The 18,163-nt window shown below is 43.4% G+C and carries 13 protein-coding genes; 6 read left to right on the top strand and 7 right to left on the bottom strand.

The window, feature by feature from the left end:
- Positions 1-10 precede the first annotated feature (10 nt).
- The 7 genes from ACDQ55_RS15485 to ACDQ55_RS15455 all read right to left on the bottom strand — a co-directional run bounded on the left by ACDQ55_RS15485 (position 11) and on the right by ACDQ55_RS15455 (position 10,193).
- Positions 11-3,502, bottom strand: coding sequence for a SusC/RagA family TonB-linked outer membrane protein (locus ACDQ55_RS15485; protein ID WP_420982316.1), 3,492 nt, complete (start codon positions 3,500-3,502; stop codon positions 11-13).
- 220 nt (positions 3,503-3,722) lie between these two features.
- Positions 3,723-4,922, bottom strand: a complete 1,200-nt coding sequence (locus tag ACDQ55_RS15480; RefSeq protein ID WP_420982315.1) for a FecR family protein — start codon at positions 4,920-4,922, stop codon at positions 3,723-3,725.
- A gap of 116 nt (positions 4,923-5,038) precedes the next feature.
- Positions 5,039-5,638 carry an RNA polymerase sigma factor gene (locus tag ACDQ55_RS15475; RefSeq protein ID WP_420982314.1) on the bottom strand — a complete coding sequence of 200 codons (600 nt, stop codon included), beginning with the start codon at positions 5,636-5,638 and terminating at the stop codon, positions 5,039-5,041.
- Positions 5,639-5,926: 288 nt separating this feature from the next.
- Positions 5,927-6,931 (bottom strand): hypothetical protein, encoded by a 1,005-nt coding sequence (locus ACDQ55_RS15470; RefSeq protein ID WP_420982313.1) that lies wholly within the window; start codon positions 6,929-6,931, stop codon positions 5,927-5,929.
- Between the two features lie 3 nt (positions 6,932-6,934).
- The gene (locus tag ACDQ55_RS15465) at positions 6,935-7,876 is read right to left on the bottom strand and encodes a tetratricopeptide repeat protein (protein WP_420982312.1); all 942 of its coding nucleotides are present in this window, start codon (positions 7,874-7,876) and stop codon (positions 6,935-6,937) included.
- 135 nt (positions 7,877-8,011) lie between these two features.
- On the bottom strand, positions 8,012-9,421 hold the full coding sequence (locus ACDQ55_RS15460) for an MFS transporter (RefSeq protein ID WP_420982311.1): 1,410 nt from the start codon (positions 9,419-9,421) through the stop codon (positions 8,012-8,014).
- Positions 9,422-9,629: 208 nt separating this feature from the next.
- Positions 9,630-10,193: a TetR/AcrR family transcriptional regulator gene (locus ACDQ55_RS15455; protein WP_420982310.1), complete on the bottom strand. Its 564-nt coding sequence runs from the start codon at positions 10,191-10,193 to the stop codon at positions 9,630-9,632.
- Between the two features lie 180 nt (positions 10,194-10,373).
- On the opposite strand from ACDQ55_RS15455, the gene ACDQ55_RS15450 reads away from it, so the two are divergent.
- The 6 genes from ACDQ55_RS15450 (at position 10,374) to ACDQ55_RS15425 (ending at position 17,880) form a co-directional block, all read left to right on the top strand.
- Positions 10,374-11,129 (top strand): hypothetical protein, encoded by a 756-nt coding sequence (locus ACDQ55_RS15450; protein ID WP_420982309.1) that lies wholly within the window; start codon positions 10,374-10,376, stop codon positions 11,127-11,129.
- A 147-nt stretch (positions 11,130-11,276) separates the two neighbouring features.
- Entirely contained in the window at positions 11,277-12,908 is a 1,632-nt protein-coding gene (locus ACDQ55_RS15445; protein WP_420982308.1) for a glycosyl hydrolase family 18 protein, read from the top strand.
- 196 nt (positions 12,909-13,104) lie between these two features.
- The gene (locus ACDQ55_RS15440) at positions 13,105-13,572 is read left to right on the top strand and encodes a hypothetical protein (RefSeq protein WP_420982307.1); all 468 of its coding nucleotides are present in this window, start codon (positions 13,105-13,107) and stop codon (positions 13,570-13,572) included.
- 324 nt (positions 13,573-13,896) lie between these two features.
- Positions 13,897-14,712, top strand: a complete 816-nt coding sequence (locus ACDQ55_RS15435) for an HAD-IIA family hydrolase (protein ID WP_420982306.1) — start codon at positions 13,897-13,899, stop codon at positions 14,710-14,712.
- Between the two features lie 106 nt (positions 14,713-14,818).
- Positions 14,819-16,357: an MFS transporter gene (locus ACDQ55_RS15430; RefSeq protein ID WP_420982305.1), complete on the top strand. Its 1,539-nt coding sequence runs from the start codon at positions 14,819-14,821 to the stop codon at positions 16,355-16,357.
- A 68-nt stretch (positions 16,358-16,425) separates the two neighbouring features.
- Positions 16,426-17,880 (top strand): aminoacyl-histidine dipeptidase, encoded by a 1,455-nt coding sequence (locus ACDQ55_RS15425; RefSeq protein ID WP_420982304.1) that lies wholly within the window; start codon positions 16,426-16,428, stop codon positions 17,878-17,880.
- Positions 17,881-18,163: the final 283 nt, after the last annotated feature.

Genomic DNA, 18,163 nt, shown 5'->3' with positions numbered 1-18,163 from the left:
GCTGTTAATTTTAAAAAGTGATGTTGATGCCCGCCATATAAGTAGGGGTAACCGGTAGTGTTCTGATAGCATAGGAACTGGAAAGCTGGTAAGCTTCCGGATCAATTCCTGCCGCATTCCTGTACCAGTGGAATGGGTTCTGTACCTGTAGCATCAACTTAACAGCGGATAATTTTTTAGTATGGAATAACGCAGGGGAAAAATTATAAGAGAGTGAGATATCCCTTACTTTTATATAATCCGCTTTCAGTACGTTTTTATCTGCTGCATACCAAATAATAGTATAATAGTTGCCGCCATTGCCTTTCAGATCCGGAGCCGGCAGGGTACCGGTTTTTTTCTCATCGCCAGGTTGCCGCCAAAAGTTCATTACCCGGCTGTCTGTATTTTGGGTAAGGCCACCATAAGAAATGGCAGGAGGCACATCACGCAGCACATTACCACCGTTGGCAATGATCATAATACTCAACGACAACTGTTGGTAGGTAAAAGTATTGGTAAGCCCGGAGGTATAAGTAGGCCGCAGGGTACCGCTGTACGCCAGCGCGTTTACATCTGTCATGTTCGCCACAATATTCCCATCCTGATCATAGTTCTTCACTACTTTTCCGGCGGCGCCATATAACATTACAGAACCGTTGGCAGGGTCCAGGCCAGCCCATTTAAAACTGAAAACAGCATCCATCGGATAGCCTATGCGGTTTACGCCATAACCTGCGGTAAGACCGTCTACTGTTTCATATTTGGTGTTGATCTTCGTCATCCTGTTTTTGTTCAGGCTTAAAGTCAGCGTAGTGTTCCAGCTAAAATGCTTTTGCTGTATGTTGGAGGTGTTGAGTGTTACTTCAAACCCTTTATTGCTAAGGCTACCATAGTTGATTAAGGCTGAAGTAAAGGCATTGGTGGGGTCTGTTGCCTTTTCTCCCAGCAGGTCTGTACTTTTACGGATATAATAGTCTGCTGAGCCGGCAATACGGTTATTAAACAGGGCAAAGTCAACGCCTATATTGGTTGTTGCGGTTTTTTCCCATCGTAACGATTTGTTGGGTGGATAAAGGATATCTGTGGCCGGTGCATTGGCTTCTGATGAGAAAGAAGCACCTGCTTGCAGGTAAGGGCCCACCTGTCTGGCAATATTGCCGCTCAGGCCATAGGTAGACCGGATACTGAGGCTGTTTAGCCAGGTAATATCTTTCATGAAATTTTCTTCCGACATTCTCCAGCTGGCGCCTACCGACCAAAGGGGTAGATAGCGGTACCGGGGATCTGTGCCAAACAGGTTAGAGTTGTCTACCCTTACGCTGGCTGTTACATTGTATTTGTCATTGTAAGTATATCCTGCATTGCCAAAGGCAGAAATGTACCGGTCTTCACCGTAATGGAAATTATTATGGGAAGTATAATCGTAGAAAAAATTACTGCTCAGTGATTCCGTACCCTTCAAGCTACCTAAATTAGCCTCATTTATAGGAGTATACTGTAGGTTGTTATCATTATATCCCAATCTGAAGACAGTGGTGGAAGACTGTGCCACGGCCCTTCGTTCTGTACCTGCCAGTGCGGAAATATAGTGATGGGTATTAATACGCCGGTTATAGTTCAGTTGTGCGCGGGCGGTATAGGACCTTGCGTCGCCCCGGGTTTCATAAATCTGTCCGCCATCAGGTACATTTTTAACCACCTCCCCATTTACTATTTGCGCGGCATCATTGATCATGTTTTTGCTGTAGTAAGAATCGGAAGAATAGCATGTTTTGGAATTGCTGGCACCTCTTTCGGTCTGGTATTTTAATTCGAAATTAAGCCCGTTGGTGATTTTAACGGTGAAGCCTCCCTGTAGCCTGAAATAGTTAGACCAATAGGAGAGGTCTGACTTATGTAGTTCATTCAGCGGGTTAAAGGTTTCATCGTATAGTCCCAGGCTTTTTAAACGGTCTATTTCGTATGGCGATTTTAAATAATTCCATGGTGCGAGGCTACCGTCAGGGTTTTTCAATACCTCATAGGGCATCCCCGTATAGTAAGATCCAGGGTTTTCCTGATTAACACTTCCATTATTGAAATTAGTAATAGCACCTACCTCTGCATCCAACCAGTTAAATACTTTAATCCTGTCTTTAATACCCACATTAACACTTTCATCGCGGGTGCTGAGGGCATATCCGCGGTTGCCGGTATAGTTCATGGTTAAATTGTACTGGTGCACTTCATTGCCCCCACTTGCAGAGAAACTATGTCTTTGTTTAAGCATTTTCCTCATCAGAAGGTCTTCTATCTGCGACTGGCCGTTGGCCTGGCTTAGGCGGTCCAGGATACTATCCAGTTGATCTTTACTGATAAATTGTTGCTCATAGTTGTACAACGCTTCTGTTGCTTTCGGTTGGGCTCCGCGCCTGATAGCATCATTGAAAGGGGGATGCCACATATTGAACAGCTCCTGCTGCAGCCCCACCATTTGCGAAGCGTTGAGCAGGTGCAGGTAGCCGGCATTAGGAATGGGAGTCATGAAAACGGTGCTGCTGAAGCTAACTATGGGTTTTCTGCTGTTACCCAGGCGGGTAGTGATAGAGATCACCCCATTGGCGGCTCTGGTTCCGTAAATAGAAGCGGCTGCCGCATCCTTCATCACGGTGACGTTGATCACATCGGCAGGATTGATTAAGTTAATATCTCCTTCATAGGGAAAACCATCTACCACATATAAGGGCGCCTGGTTGCCATAGATAGTGGAAAGCCCCCTGACATTAACAGCACCATTCTGTATATAAAGGCCTGCCACAGTGCCTTCCAGCCGGTCCAGTATATTGGTTTCCATTCTGGTATTGAGCGTTTTTTCAGTGATGATGCTAAAGGCACCGGTTACACGCTCTTTTGGGATGGCCTGGTATCCGGTATAGGCAATTACATTTACATCCGATAGCGTAGAAGTAACTATGTACAGTGTAATGGCTCCTATGTTACCAGTTTTAAGCATGTCTGCTGTAATGGTAATTTCTTTGGCGAGATAGCCTACAAAACTGATCCGGATAACGTCTCCGGCATTGGCATTGATAGTGAAATTGCCATCTGTGCCGGTAATAGCAGACTGTTTAGACCCTGCTACCAGTACGGTAGCTCCGGGTAATGGGGCGCCGGTGCTGTCGGTTACACGGCCAGTTACCGGTACTGGCTTTTCATCCAACGTTGCCTCATCGTTGGCTGGCAAGGCATGCTTACTATATAACATAATTGTATTGCCAGCAATTTTGTAGTGAATAGGTTGATCTTTCATGATCAGTTGGAGAAAACTGGTTAGCGGCATATGCTGCGCAGATACTGATACAGGAATGGTTTGCTGGAGCAATTCGGATTTGCCCCATACAACAAAGCCGGTTTGTTTTTTAATGGCGGTAAATAACTTTTCCATTGTTACCGCCTTTCCGGAGAAAGTAACGGATTGCGAAAATGTGCTGGCTGATACATGTAAACAAATGGTAAGAAGCAGGTAGCTTGTTAATCTCATAATCCGGAGCATTTTGGTTGAGAGCCGGTATGGCAAGTCCCAACGGCTCCAATAAGCAGTTTTTTGCATAGATTTGCATCGTTTGGTTGTTAAAAATGGAGGTCGCGAAACCTGAGTTTATTCAACCGGACAAATCCAACGGGAGTGTTAGCGCACTTCCGTTTTTTTGCCGGTAGATTTTTGTGATCTTTCTATAGCTTTATGTTATCCATTCATATTTTTAAGGCATTACCACCAACCGTCGTCCATCTTCCAGCCGGAAATGTACATCAGATCTTTCCAGTCCTGCCAGCACATCAGAGAGGGGCAAGGCCCGGCTCATCTCACCAAAAAATTTTACGTCGGGTACATTGCCTTCGTACACTACATCCAGGTTATACCAGCGTTCCAGCTGCCGCATCATTTCCCTTAAGCCTACATCCTGGAAGCTGAACAAGCCATTTTTCCAGGCTACTGCTTTCTCTACGTTGGCATGACGGTTTATCTTCATATTGCCATCCTGCGATTGTAGTTGTTCACCTGGTTTTAACACCATAGGTGTTGATGTTTGGTGAGCAAGGGATATAGCAATAGCGCCATCAATTAAAGTGGTGGTACTGCTTTTTTCATTCGTATAGGCGTTTACATTAAAACTGGTGCCTAATACTTCAATGTTCAGTTGTTGTAGTATCCTTACTTTAAATGGTTGTTGTACATTTTTTGTCACTTCAAAGAATGCCTCACCATTGAGTTGTACTATCCTTTCTTTGCCATTGAAGGCTATAGGGTATTGAAGGCTGCTCGCTGCGTTCAGCCATACCCTAGTGCCATCTGGCAGTACTACCCGGAACTGCCGGCCTTTAGGGGTGCTGATCGTATTATAAGCTGTTGCGTTGGCATCAGATGCTGCTCCCGTGTATTGCAATTCGTTATTATCTAGCACCAGTTGGGCGCCGTTTTGTTGGGCAATAATACCATTGCCCAGGCTGTCCAGCACTATTTGAGCGCCATTTGCCAACGTAAGGACCGCCCCATTTTTACCCGGCGCTATAACTGTTGACGGGGTTTCTGTGAACACCATGGCCGGAGGTTTACGGGTATAATGATTTACGAAGTAGGCGGCAGTCCCCAATAATAACACTACTGCAGCAGCCCAACCCCACTTGTGCAAAAAATGCATACGTGGCGGCACCCAGGAAATAGCATCGCCCGGTAGCTTGTCTGCCATTAATATCTGGTTTGCCACCTGCATCCAATGTTGTTCATCGTATGCCGGTGAGGCAGTTGCATTAGGTGCCATCAGCCAGGATACTGCCATGGCAATAGTATTATCGCCCGGGTCTTGGCCGACCAGTGAGATGAGCTCTTCCAGTTCTGCTGTGGTGGCAGTATGTGCTGTCAGGCAGTCCAGTAAATAGTGTAATCGGGCGTTTTCTTTCATTAATATCCGGTAATACAGGTAAACGAAGACGGTTGATATCTCCCCTTATTTATATCAGACAATTGAGCGGGAAAATGGTACCGAAAAAAATTAATTTTTTTCAGGAAGAGCGTTGTTTAGAAAAGCCGCTCCATTAATAATATCCACAACAAATGGTAACCCGACTTTTGTAGGAAAGCCCGTATATGCTTCAGTGCCATCACCAGCAGATTTTTAACAGTACTAATGGCAAGGCCCATCTGTTCTGCTATTTCCGCTATAGAAAGCCCCTGTTCCCGGCTTAGCCGGTAGATTTGTTGTTGCCTGGCAGGTAGTTGTTGAACAGCCTTGTTCACCAGGTTTAACAATTGTTGGAAATCCATTATCTCAGCTACCGGAAGTGCTTTACTTGTCAGCGTTTTTTCATATTCCACAGTATGCATCACTTTATCGCGAATGGTCTGGCGACGTACATAGTTCACAGCCAGGAAAAAGCAGATCTTTTTGATCCAGGCGCCTGGCTGTGTTACTTCCTTCAATTGGTCGCGGCTGATCCATATTTTAAGAAAGGTGTCTTGCACCAAATCGTCTGCCACTGCGGCAGAACCTGTGATGCGAGTGGCCATGGCCTGTAATGGCGGTACGTACAATGCAAAAAGCCTCCTGAAAGCTGATTCATCCCCAGCGGCTATACGTTGATAAAGTTCAGGAGTATCAAAAGAATGACTGTCACTCAATGAATGGATATTAATAGTTTACTAGATAATGGCTGGCTAATGACAATAAACGAACCGTCAGGCTCCTCATGTTCCCGTATTGGTTGATCATTCACAATATTTAAAATAAAGCTGCGTATCGAATAGTAACAAATAATAAGACAAGGTATAATAATAATGGAAAATTACCTAGTGGGAACAATAAATGATTAACCCTATAAAACCAAGGTATTGCAAATACCGGTTTTATAGGGTTATAGATCCAGGCCCGCGCTCCCAGGAAATCGGGCTGTAAAGAGCGGTGCGGTATTATATTTTCTGGTTAACCAATCTTTGTAAGATAATCGAAAACATTTCGGCGCGATCTGCCAGATGCAGTGTAGGGTTTCTGCCGGCATCCTTAATGATTTCCACTCCCTGTTTTTGTTGTACGATACGGGTAATTTTATCCATACGTATCTTTGATGTTTTTTCATCACTCACAAAAACAAGCTGCTTGGTGGTTAGGTACAATGTGCCTTTTTGAATTAATTTGGGTTGATATTTGCCATTGCCTATAGCCCGATCTTCATACCAGCTGACATTATTAAGATGAAAATGGCATATTTCATTTTTCGTTAGTTCAATATCCGTAGTCACTATTGGTAATGGTTCATTTTCCAGGCGCCAATAGTTTTCAAACTCTTGTAATTGTTTTTTAGTAAGGTCATCATTCAAAATATCTATGTTCATATTTTTTCCCAATACCAGTAAGTCCATCTTCTCGTTGGATGATAACCGCTTTTTGCTAAAAATGGGAAGCATCTGTTTTTTTACATATTCCTGTCTAAGTTGTAAGCTGATTCCCATTGCTATGTGCTTAGGCAGTTTTAAGTTATCGGCAAGCGTTTCAAGTTTATTCCGGTCTGGAATGCTGTAAATGCCGTTTGCAATGGTTTTTGCCACAGCGTCCCTGAAGAAACTTTCACCGATTTTAATATGTAGGGATGTTATTTCTTCATGCGATAGCTTTAACAGGCGCTGAAGATGTGGCAAATCCTCCTGCTCCACAGGATTACCTTTTTGTTGATCCAAGGAAAATTGCAGATAAACAGCATAGAACTCCTGCATATTTAGGGTAAATGTTTTATGCAAGTCTATATTATATTTACGCTCAATATCGGAGATGGCGGTTGTGTTAATTTGATTAACAGGAAAAGCTGCCAGCAAATTATTTAATTCTATTAAAGCGTTAACATCAATTTGTTGCTTGAGGATACTTCTGAGAAAACCTGTTTTTCGCAGTGGCAATAGCTGAAATGGTGTATTAAGCATGGGCTATTCATATTTTCTGTAAGTTTCATAAATGGGATCATTCCAATTGCAAACGCCTCCATGCCAGGAACAGGCGCCTCTTCCACTGGCAGAAGAAGTTGTGCCGTCGCAACATCTGGTAACATATCCAATTACCTTTTTACGAACCGGATTAATTTTATCATGATATTTTTCTGCCTCTTTACTACCCGCTTTCATGGCCAGCTGTAAATCACGGACGGCCCCTTCCGGTTCGCCAAGCCTATCGTAGCATAGTGCCCTGTTGTATAATAAGATGGCATCTTCCGGAGATTGCGATAGTAATTCAGTTAAAGGCTGAACAGCAGGTTGGTACTTGCCTTCTTTTACTAATCTTAAAGTATTCTCCTTGTCGATATCAAACTTAATATTGGAAACGTCTCTTTTTTCTCCTTCACTTTCAGCCAGTAACAGTGATTTTTCCAGGATAGCCACTGCTTCTTTAGAAGAGAGGTTACCTTGTTTCTGTTTATGTTGCAGCAAAGAAATATAGGTGTATAAACTGTCTCTTCGGACACTGTCTTTCACCGCTGCAATGGCTTGTTCCCGTTTTATCTGCTCCTCCTTTAAAAAATACTCATGCGCCAGCTTTGTATCTGTTTTACCATAATATCCTGTTAACAATAACAAGGGAATTGTTAGGATAACATAAGCTTTTAGTTTTACGGAAGTAGTGTAATCGAACTTCAATTTTTTCTCCAGCCATCTATGTACAGAAGGTAATAGCCCCAGTCCCATAGCAGCGGCAAGTAAGGATAGCAAGGGATGATACAGCGTACCAAAAGCAAACAAAAAGAAAATAATGGCTATTGTATAACTAGCCCATTGGGTTTTGGTACTAATGGATTTAATTTTTTCCGGGTTGCCTTTAAAATAATCTGGTAATACCTTCGATGCGGCGGGAATTATATTTGCAATGTATCTCATCGGTTATCTAGGACTACAGTAATAATGTAATGGATCATTAATTCGCCTAAAAGATAGGTAAATTATAGGTTTTAAGCAAGAAATAATATATGTGCATGCTTTTAATAAGCGGCTTTTATGAATATAGGATACTATTTAATCCGTTGGTTCCGCTTTATTATCGGGCATAATAAATAAGCAAATGTTTACCATCAATAAGCAGATAATGCTTACCAATACAGCAATCCGGTATGCCATTACATAATTTTGCAGCTGCGGAGTACTGCCTGTAAAATAAAAGAAGATGCCACCGATAATGCCCGCACCGAGAGCAATGGCAGACTGCTGCACCGTATAATAAGTGCCAGATGCAGACCCGGCAAACTGATGCGGAATGTTCTTTAATGACAATGCTAACAGTGAGGGTAACACGGCTCCGCAGCCCAATCCATAGGTAAATAGGATAGCCATAAATGTCCATGGGTGGGCTTGTGAAGTAATCAAGTAAATAATATGGAGGGAAAGGGATATCATCATAAAGGATATGCCTATTTGTAATATTTTTTTGCCAAAATGATGTACCAGTTTAACAGATGCAATAGAGGAAATGACGTAGCCAATGCCCTGGAATACAAAATAAGCGCCTGTTGTATAGGAATTAATGCCTAAGCCTTCCTGAAAGAAAACACCACTGATCAGGAAATAGGATTCCTGTACCAGAAAGTAAAATATAGTAGCATATAAACCTATCTTGAAGTCTCTGTAATTAAATAAGCCAGTGTCTATCAGCGGGGTTTTGTTACGGACTTGTTTTTGTTTTTGGTCCCAGCCAAACAAGAAAAACAGGGCGATGGACATCAATAATAAAAAGATGCTCCAGGCCGGCCAGCCCAGTTCCCTGCCTTGTATTACCGGGTAGATCAGGCAAAAGAGGGCAGGGGTGAGGATGGCCACACCGCCATAATCGAATTGTTGCGAAGTATTTCTTGTTGTTTCTTTTAAAAAAGTTATAGCGGTGATAATAGCGATCAGTCCTAATGGCAGGTTAATAAAAAAGATAAGCCGCCATCCTTCCACTACAAAATGGGTGTCGGGGAGGAGGCCTCCCAGGAATTGGCCAATAACAGAAGCTGAACCGGCTATGATACCGTAAATGCCCAGCGCTTTTATACGTTCCCGGGCTTCCGGGAAAAGCACCTGTATATAGGAAACGCCTTGTGGCGTCATGAGGGAAGCGCTGATCCCCTGGAAAAATCGGGCTATATTTAATTGCAGTCCGGATTGAGCCATCCCGCAAAAACAAGAGCTGATAGTAAAACAGAGCATACCGGTGATAAAGATTTTCTTTCTGCCATAGTAATCACCGAGCCTTCCGCCTGTGATCAGGAAGCAAGAGTAACCTAATAAATAAATGGCGATCACAAATTGTAATTGGCTATTGGTGCCATGAAGCCCTTTTTTAATTGCCGGTAAGGCTACGTTAACGATAAAGATGTCGATGACTGCCAGAAAGATAGCAGATGACACAATCAGCATGGATAGCCACCTGGATGTATTAGATCTCATAATATATTATATAGATAGATCTATCTATTTTTAAGTGAAAAATAAACTGCTTAATTGCAGTGTTGCTTTGTACTGTTAAATCCATTGCAAGGCCACAGGGAAGCGGTTGCCCTGGAGGGTAATGTTTTAATGTGCAATAACACTTCACCTTCCATAGAAGGGGAGCTTGAAATAAATAGATCTATCTATTTATTAGTAACAAAAAAAATCAAGTGATTAATTTCTTAATGAATTTTTTCACATTTTCCAAGGCCAGCGTATTCCGGGCAATGGTAGTACTTACTATCGCGCCTTCTATCATCAGGAAGAAGCTTTCTGAAAGCAGCTTTTTATCTCCTATACTATCGCTGTGGATTTGTTTGAACAGTCCGTACAACAGCGCCCGTTGTTTTTCTTTATGTGTTTCTACCAGTTGAAGTACTTTAGGGTCCTGGGCACCTGTTTCGGCGATGATTTTTGTGAATGGGCAACCACAAAAGTTTGATTTTTTTTGTTGCGCTATCCGGTAATCTATAAATCTGAAGATTTTTTCTTTTGGATGCTCTGCTCCTTTGCTAAATTCTGTTAACTGTTCAAACCACTCATCTTCCTGCTTTTTCAGATAGGCCAACAACAAATCGTTTTTGGAAGGAAAGTGTTTGTATAAGGAGCCAATTGCAATATCAGCTTCCGCAATAATCTGGTTTATACCGGTTTGATTGAATCCCTGGTGGTAAAATAAATCAGAAGCTGTATTTAATATTCTGTCTTTAACTTTTACTTTATCCTGCATAAAATGAAAATTATAGTAAATGTATAAAAGTTTTCTAAAAATAGATAGATCTATCTATTTTTTAATTTGGAGGTAGTACTGCCCTCTACGTCAGATACAATGAATTGTTAATATTTGGGCGATACTTGCTTATGTTTTGATCCTGTCTTAGATTGGGATAAAATAGGAACCTCCAATTCATTGCAAAAGATATTAATATTTATAGTATGTGTATTGCTTCACCTGGGAGCAGCTGCCCAAACGGTGCGGGTGAGCGGAACGGTATATGAACGTTCGGCAACTTTTGGCATGGCCGGGGTGAGCGTGATGAGCACCTCGGGGGCTGGCGCCGTTACCGACTCTTTAGGGCATTATAGCATTAAGGTATCCTATACCGACTCTATCAGCTTTTCTTATCAGGGGAAAGCTACCATGAAGTTTCCCGTAAAGGAGATTCCTTTCAACCGCCCTTTCGATATGAGTCTGCATGTAGATGTTAAAGTGCTGCCCACAGTGGTGGTATCTTCTACACGTCCTTATAATTATCACCAGGATTCGCTGGAAAACCGTAATGAATACCGAAAAGTGTTCGACTATGCCCCAGAATACCTCACTACTGGTAACGGAGGCGCAGGGGTTGGCTTTAACCTGGACCTATTGTTCAGTGCGAAGAAGATCAAAAGGATGGAAGCTTTTAGACAGTACCTGGAACAAGATGAACGCGATAAATATGTAGACCACCGGTTTAATAAGACGTTGGTAGGGAAATTAACCGGTTTGCAGTCGCCGGCCCTGGACACCTTTATGAGGGAGTACCGGCCTAGTTATGATATGCTGCAGGAGTTTGAAAATGAATATGAATACTATAAATACATTAAAGACTGGGGTAAATTTTTTGCTAAAATATGGGAAAGGGATCATCCTATCCAGCCTGTACCCAATAAAATTTTCCATTAATTCCTCCGTTATTGATTTTCAGTAAGATATGAAAAAATGCTGGCATGACGTAGTAATGCCGTAGTGCCTGATAGGCATTGTTAGGTGCGATGCTGTTATTTTTGGAAGGATGAATTTATATTCTTTTTCAACCAAAATAATGCCTGTATGAAATCAATTCTAAAGCTGTTGGCTATCCTTCTTGTATGTACTTTAACCACTGTTGCCCAAACCCCTTTCCGCGTTGTTGGATATATGCCCTCCTGGGCTGGTAATGTAAACCAGGTGCAGTATAGTAAACTAACGCATATTAATTATGCTTTCCTGTTGCCTACCAACACCGGAGGTTTGCAGGCGATCGACAATCCTTCTAAATTACAAAGCCTGGTAACTACCGCACATGCCAACAACGTAAAAGTATTGATCTCTGTAGGCGGCTGGAATGATGGGGATGACAGCGGCTTTGAGGGGCTGGCGGCCAACAGCACCTACCGTAATAACTTTGTTACCAATATCGTCAATTTTGTAAACCAGTATGGGTTAGACGGCGTGGATATTGACTGGGAATATCCTGATGCCGGGGCATCTGCCAACAATTACGTTACACTGATGTCGCAACTCAGTACTGCTATGCATAGTAGGGGGAAATTGCTAACCGGCGCTATTGTAGGTACTGGCGGTGCCAGCATCTTAAACAGTGCATTTGCTCTCGTGGATTTTTACAATCTGATGGCCTATGACTATAATAACTTCGACCATTCTACCTATAGCTACGCTACCCAATCGATGAGCTATTGGCTGGGCCGGGGTTTGCCGGCTTCCAAAACAGTGTTAGGAGTACCATTTTATGGCCGTCCTACCTGGGAATCTTTTGCACAGCTGGTAGCAAGGGGGGCTAATCCTTACGCAGATGTATTCGATAATGTAGGCTATAATGGTATCAATACCATTAAACAGAAAACTAATCTCGCTTTTGATCAGGGTAGTGGTATTATGATCTGGGAGTTATCGCAGGATGCCACCGGGGCAAACTCCCTTTTGTCTGCTATTCATGATGTTGTAGTTAGCAGAACAAGTAATCCGGGTAGCAATGCGCCTATTGGCCAAACGATATGGTTGCGTGGTAATAACAACCTGTACGTGAGCGGAGAAAATGGTGAGCAGCCAATGAATTGTAACCGTGCCACTGTACAGGCCTGGGAACAATTTACAGTAGTAGATGCAGGTGGTGGTAAGGTGGCGTTACGCAGTCAGGGTAAGTATGTATCATCCGAAAACGGTGAACAGCCTGTTACCTGTAATCGTGCTACCATAGAAGACTGGGAGAAGTTTACCTGGATCAATAACAGCAATGGTACCATATCGCTGCAAGGAAATAATGGGGGATATCTTTGCTCAGAAAATGGTGTGCAGGCAATGAGCTCCTGGAGAACAACTGTTGGGACTTGGGAATCTTTTAACTTTGGTATAGTGAGCGGAATAGCTGCTATTACTGGTAGCACCGCTGCGGTAGCCAATACCCACGCACCTGTGTTGCCAGCAGAACAAATGCCTGCTGCATTAAATGTATACCCCAATCCCATTACCGCCGGTAATACATTCACTGTTATCCTGCAACATTACAACAGTAAGTCGCCGGTTAGGGCTACCCTGATCAGTGCCAGTAAGCAACCTATATTGGTACAGCAACCCAATGCAAGAACTTTTAATGTTGCTACCGGTAATGTAGCCAGTGGTGCTTATATTCTGGAAGTGCTGCACGATAACAAGCGCTATGTGAAAAAAATAATTATCCTATAACCATCAACGTTATTATTTGACAAGGGTGTCTCCAATATGATGATTTGGAGACACCCTTTTTATATAGGTGTTAAAAAGAAGCCGTCAATGTTATACTTTTATATCCTTTTACCTTAATGATACCGGTATGATAAGCGGTTTAAGTAAAGCGGTACCAAACGGCAAGAGGCAATTATTACATTAGCAATTTATACTTATGAACATAGATACTATTAAGCCCTTTGCGGGGCGCAAAGCGGTGAAAGCATTAGTGGTAGTGATTTTCCTTTGGCAAGTACTGGCTATTGTTGAAGAGGCCGGTAGCGATTTTGCTAATGATATACTGTTTTATCTGGCTGCGGAAACAAATCCATATGTTGTTGGTTTTTTCATATTACTGCTGGTGAGCACTTATTTATTAGGTAGGCGGGCTGGGGTGGAAATGCTGCTGGCAACGTCTGGTTATATGAGAACGGGTGTAAAGTATGCGTTGATTACCACTGTTATTGCTTTGGCGTATTTATTAGTTGTTGGTGTAAGGCTTGTTGGTTGGCATGCTACCTGGGAGGCGTTAAGTTGGAAATGCCTGGTAATATTTTTTTCTATGTTGATTGTATGGCTCTTGGCGTCCCGTAGGGTGTACCAGGAAATAAAGTTGCAGGGGCAAGATCCATCTGTGTCGTAATAATAGCTATACGGTGACGTTGAGGTATGCTTTGGCTGGAACTATACTAATGTTACGTTAATGTATATACGAAATATGGTTGGAAATATTGGGATAGCTTCCTTTTACTGCTGTCCGGTACGCTATCTGAAGATGAGGAAAAGGCAACTTAAAAAAAATCTTCTTATACAGGAATTAATCTTATCTTTAATTAAGATTATTGCTCTTCGGATAATCTTTATAAAATACCCCGCTGTACTTACGCAGCTCCTGCCTTTATCCATTCCATAGTTGTTTGAATGTTCTTTTACCGGATACTAATTTATTTACCAATATCTGATTGCTATGAAAAAAAAGGGATTTCTTATCGACATGGACGGGGTTATCTATAAGGGCAGTGAACCTATTCCCGGCGCAGTAGAATTTATTAATTGGCTGAGAGAAAAAGGGTTACCTTTTCTATTTTTAACAAATAACAGCCAGCGTACTGGCAGGGATGTTTGTTATAAGCTGAATAAAATGGGGTTCCAAGTCAATGAAACAGATATTTTTACCTGTGCGATGGCTACTGCCAGGTACCTGGCCTCCAAAAAAGAAAATGGGACAGCTTATGTAATTGGTGAAGGCGGATTGTTGACAGAATTGTATAATGCAGGTTATTCTATTGTAGATGATCAACCCGATTACGTTATTATAGGTGAGGGAAGAACTATCATGCTGGAATCTGTAGATAAAGCATTGAATATGGTCATGAACGGCGCTAAATTGATTGCTACCAATCTTGATCCCAATTGCCCAGTAGGCGATGGCAAGTACCGGGCCGGTTGTGGTGCGCTGGTGGCTATGTTAGAGACGGCCAGCGGTATAAAGGCTTTCAGTGTGGGTAAGCCCAGTCCCGTAATGATGCGCATGGCCAGGAAAACATTGCAGCTCACCACAGACGAAACTGTGATGATTGGTGATACAATGGGAACGGATATTTTGGGTGCAGGCTCTATGGGCTTTACTACTATCCTTACTTTGTCTGGCGTAACCAGTGAAGCCGACCTGGCGCATTTTGGCTACTCTCCTGATTTTATTGTCAGATCTATTAAAGACCTTTTAAACGAAGAGTTGTTTATGCGCGTGATGGGCGCCTCGCTTGCAGATGCAGCGTATTGATCTCCGCATTGATATGGTTTACAGGTATGATCAATAACAACGGAATAGGCCGTTAAAAACATTTCCCCCTTCCTGCACGTTATCCAGACATTAAAACCCGCTGATAATGGGCACTGTTTCACTTGGCAGCACTGCAGGCAAATGGATCATGGTATCGACTATTTTGGCTTCCGCCATGGTGTTTATAGACGCTACCGCCCTGAATGTAGTGCTGCCTTCCTTACAGAAGGGCTTAAAGGCCTCCGGGCCAGATCTCTTCTGGGTGCTTAACGCCTATATGCTGATGCTGGCCTCCCTGATATTAATAGGTGGTACCTTGGGTGATCAGGTTGGCCGTAAGAAGGTATTCATGGCCGGGACCTTTATCTTTATTTTAGGATCTGCAGCATGTGGATTTGCAGGAACCGCTACCATGTTAATCCTTTGCAGGATCATACAAGGGGTGGGTGGGGCATTCATGGTACCGGGCAGTCTTTCCCTGATATCTTCTTCTATCGATGAACATGAACGCGGAAAGGCTATCGGTACCTGGTCTTCCGTTACTACCCTGGTAACAATAGGAGGCCCGGTATTGGGTGGCGCTTTGGCGGATGCCGGTTTGTGGCGTTATATTTTTTTTATTAACGTGCCAATAGGCTTGCTGGCCTTGTTGTTCTTGTGGAAGAAAGTAAGAGAGAGCAAGGAACCGGGTGATGGCCAGGGATTGGATTTTCCGGGAGCCATTTTAATTGCGTTAGGATTAGCATCGCTTACTTTTGGCTTTTTGCGTATGCCGGCCTATGGATGGGCGCACCCTCAGGTATATGGTACTATAGGCGCAGGGTTGCTGTTGCTGGTAGTTTTTATAGCCGTGGAGCATAAAAGCCCGCATCCCATGATGCCTTTAGGTTTGTTCCGTAACCTTACTTTCAGTGGCGTTAACTTGCTTTCCTTCTTCCTCTATGCGGCGTTAGGCGCCAGCCTGTTATTTCTTTCCCTTAATTTAGTACAGGTACAGGGATATAGTCAATTGGAGTCGGGGCTTACCTTTTTACCCTTTACGGCTTTAATGATTTTGTTGGCGCGTTTTGCGGGCAGTTTGGCCGACAAGTATGGGCCGCGCTGGTTTTTAGTAGTAGGCCCCTGTGTGGCTGGGTTAGGGATGTTGATATTGTCTTTTGTAAAGCAAACCGGTGGCCCGGCCGACTATTGGACTACTTTTTTTCCGGGTGTGCTCGTGTTTGGCCTGGGTATGTCTTTTACGGTGGCGCCACTTACTGCTACAGTGATGGGAGCGGTGAGCGACCACTTATCCGGTACAGCTTCGGGGGTTAATAATGCCATTACGAGGATTGCAGGCGTATTTGCTACTGCTATTTTTGGCGCGTTGGCAGTGCTGTTTTTTGCGACTTCCCTGCAACAGCGCATACAATCGTTACCGTTAGATCAGCGGCAGCAACAGGCTGTTATGGCGCAAGTGGCCAATCTGGGTGATGCTATGCCGCCGCCGGGTATTGCTACCGGATACCATGCTGCTATTGTAAAGGCATATCATGAAGGATTTATCAGTGCATATGGAAAAATTATGAGTATAACCGCCTGTCTGGCTTTTTTAGGTGGGTTGATGTCGTGGTTGTTTGTCAGGTCTCCTCGTGTTAAAACATAGTTGCTCTCTATCTACTTTTTGCCGTTTAAGCCGATTCCCTTACTTTGCTGCCAATAACTTAGCCGACAATGGAAATAAAAGATTTATCTCCACAGATTTTATGGAGCAATTTTGCCCGGTTGAATGCGATTCCCCGTGCTTCTAAGCAAGAAGAACAGGTGGTGGCTTTCATCATGGAGTATGGTAAGCACCTCGGACTGGAAACACAACGTGATGCCATCGGTAATGTGGTGATCAAGAAGCCTGCCTCGCCTGGTATGGAAGGCCGGCAAACGGTGATCCTGCAATCACACCTGGATATGGTGCATCAAAAAAACGGAGATACTGTATTTGATTTTGATACGCAGGGCATTGAGATGTATGTGGATGGTGATTGGGTGAAAGCGAAAGGCACTACGCTGGGCGCTGATAATGGTATAGGCGTTGCCGCTATTATGTCGGTATTGGCAGATAAGGAGCTGGTGCATCCAGCTATTGAGGCTATGTTTACGGTGGATGAAGAAACCGGGATGACAGGCGCCATGCAGTTAGACCCTGTCAATTTTTCCGGTACTATCTTGCTTAATCTGGATACCGAAGAGGAAGATGAAATTACTATTGGTTGCGCTGGGGGGTTAGATACCAATACAAAGGGTAACTACACCGAAGTGCCGCTGGGAGATGGATTTATTGGTTTTGAAATCCGCATAAGAGGTTTGGTTGGCGGTCATTCCGGTATGGATATACACCGGGGAAGGGGTAATGCCAATAAGCTCATGAACCGTTTACTGTATAACGCTCATCAGTTATTCGATATACAATTGGTTGGTCTCGACGGAGGAAGTTTGCGCAATGCGATCCCGAGAGAATCGCGGGCACAGATAGCAGTGCCGGAAAAGGACAAAGAAAAGTTCATCGCTTTTGTGGAAACGTTCACTGGCGTGCTGAAAGAAGAGTATCATGCCATTGAAATGGGATTGCAGGTAGATTTATTACCTATTGCAGTACCCTCCTTGGTAATGGACCCGGAATACCTATCCCGTTTGTTAAAAGCTGTTTATGCAATGCCTAACGGAGTATTCCGTATGAGTCCTGATATTAGCGGGCTGGTGGAAGCCTCTACCAATCTGGCCAGAGTAATTGTGAAAGAAGGCGTATTTATCACCCAATCACTGCAGCGCAGTAGTGTACAAAGCACCAAAGCAGATGTGGCTGCGGCAGTAAAAGCCGGTTTCGAAAATATAGGTTGCGAGGTAGTACAAGGGGGTGATTATCCCGGATGGCGCCCTGATGCGGGTTCAGTAATACTCCAATTAATATTGGACTTGTATAAAGATCATTTCACCCATACGCCAAAGGTGGGTGCCTGTCATGCCGGGTTGGAATGTGGTATCCTGGGAGCGCATTTCGGTAAGCTGGATATGATTTCTTTTGGGCCTACTATCCGCGGCGCCCATTCTCCCGATGAAAGAGTACAGATCTCCTCTGTAGAAAGGTTCTATAACTACTTATTGCATATTCTACGGGAAATTCCCGCCAAATAATTCATCAGAGGCTGTATCAAAAGTAATCTAAAGGGCCTGAGAATTACTTATATTGAAATTCTCTCCATCAGGTACCCGAATAAAATCGAGCAAAAATTACTTTGATACAGCCCCTTTTTTGAAATGAAGCGTTTATACGTAACGTTTATTTGATCGTCTGTGTTGGGCGATATTATTCCCTTTGAGCCATTAAGATAACTTGTGTTTGCTGGCTAATATCAGTCTACCCACAAAAGGTAGCGAAGAAGTAATTTGCTTTTCTCAATACACCAAAGTAAATTTG

The organism is Chitinophaga sp. 30R24, from assembly GCF_049056765.1.
Classification (GTDB): domain Bacteria; phylum Bacteroidota; class Bacteroidia; order Chitinophagales; family Chitinophagaceae; genus Chitinophaga.
The sequence above is the reverse complement of the archived record's forward strand: the minus strand, read 5'-3'. Positions and strand labels throughout refer to the sequence as shown.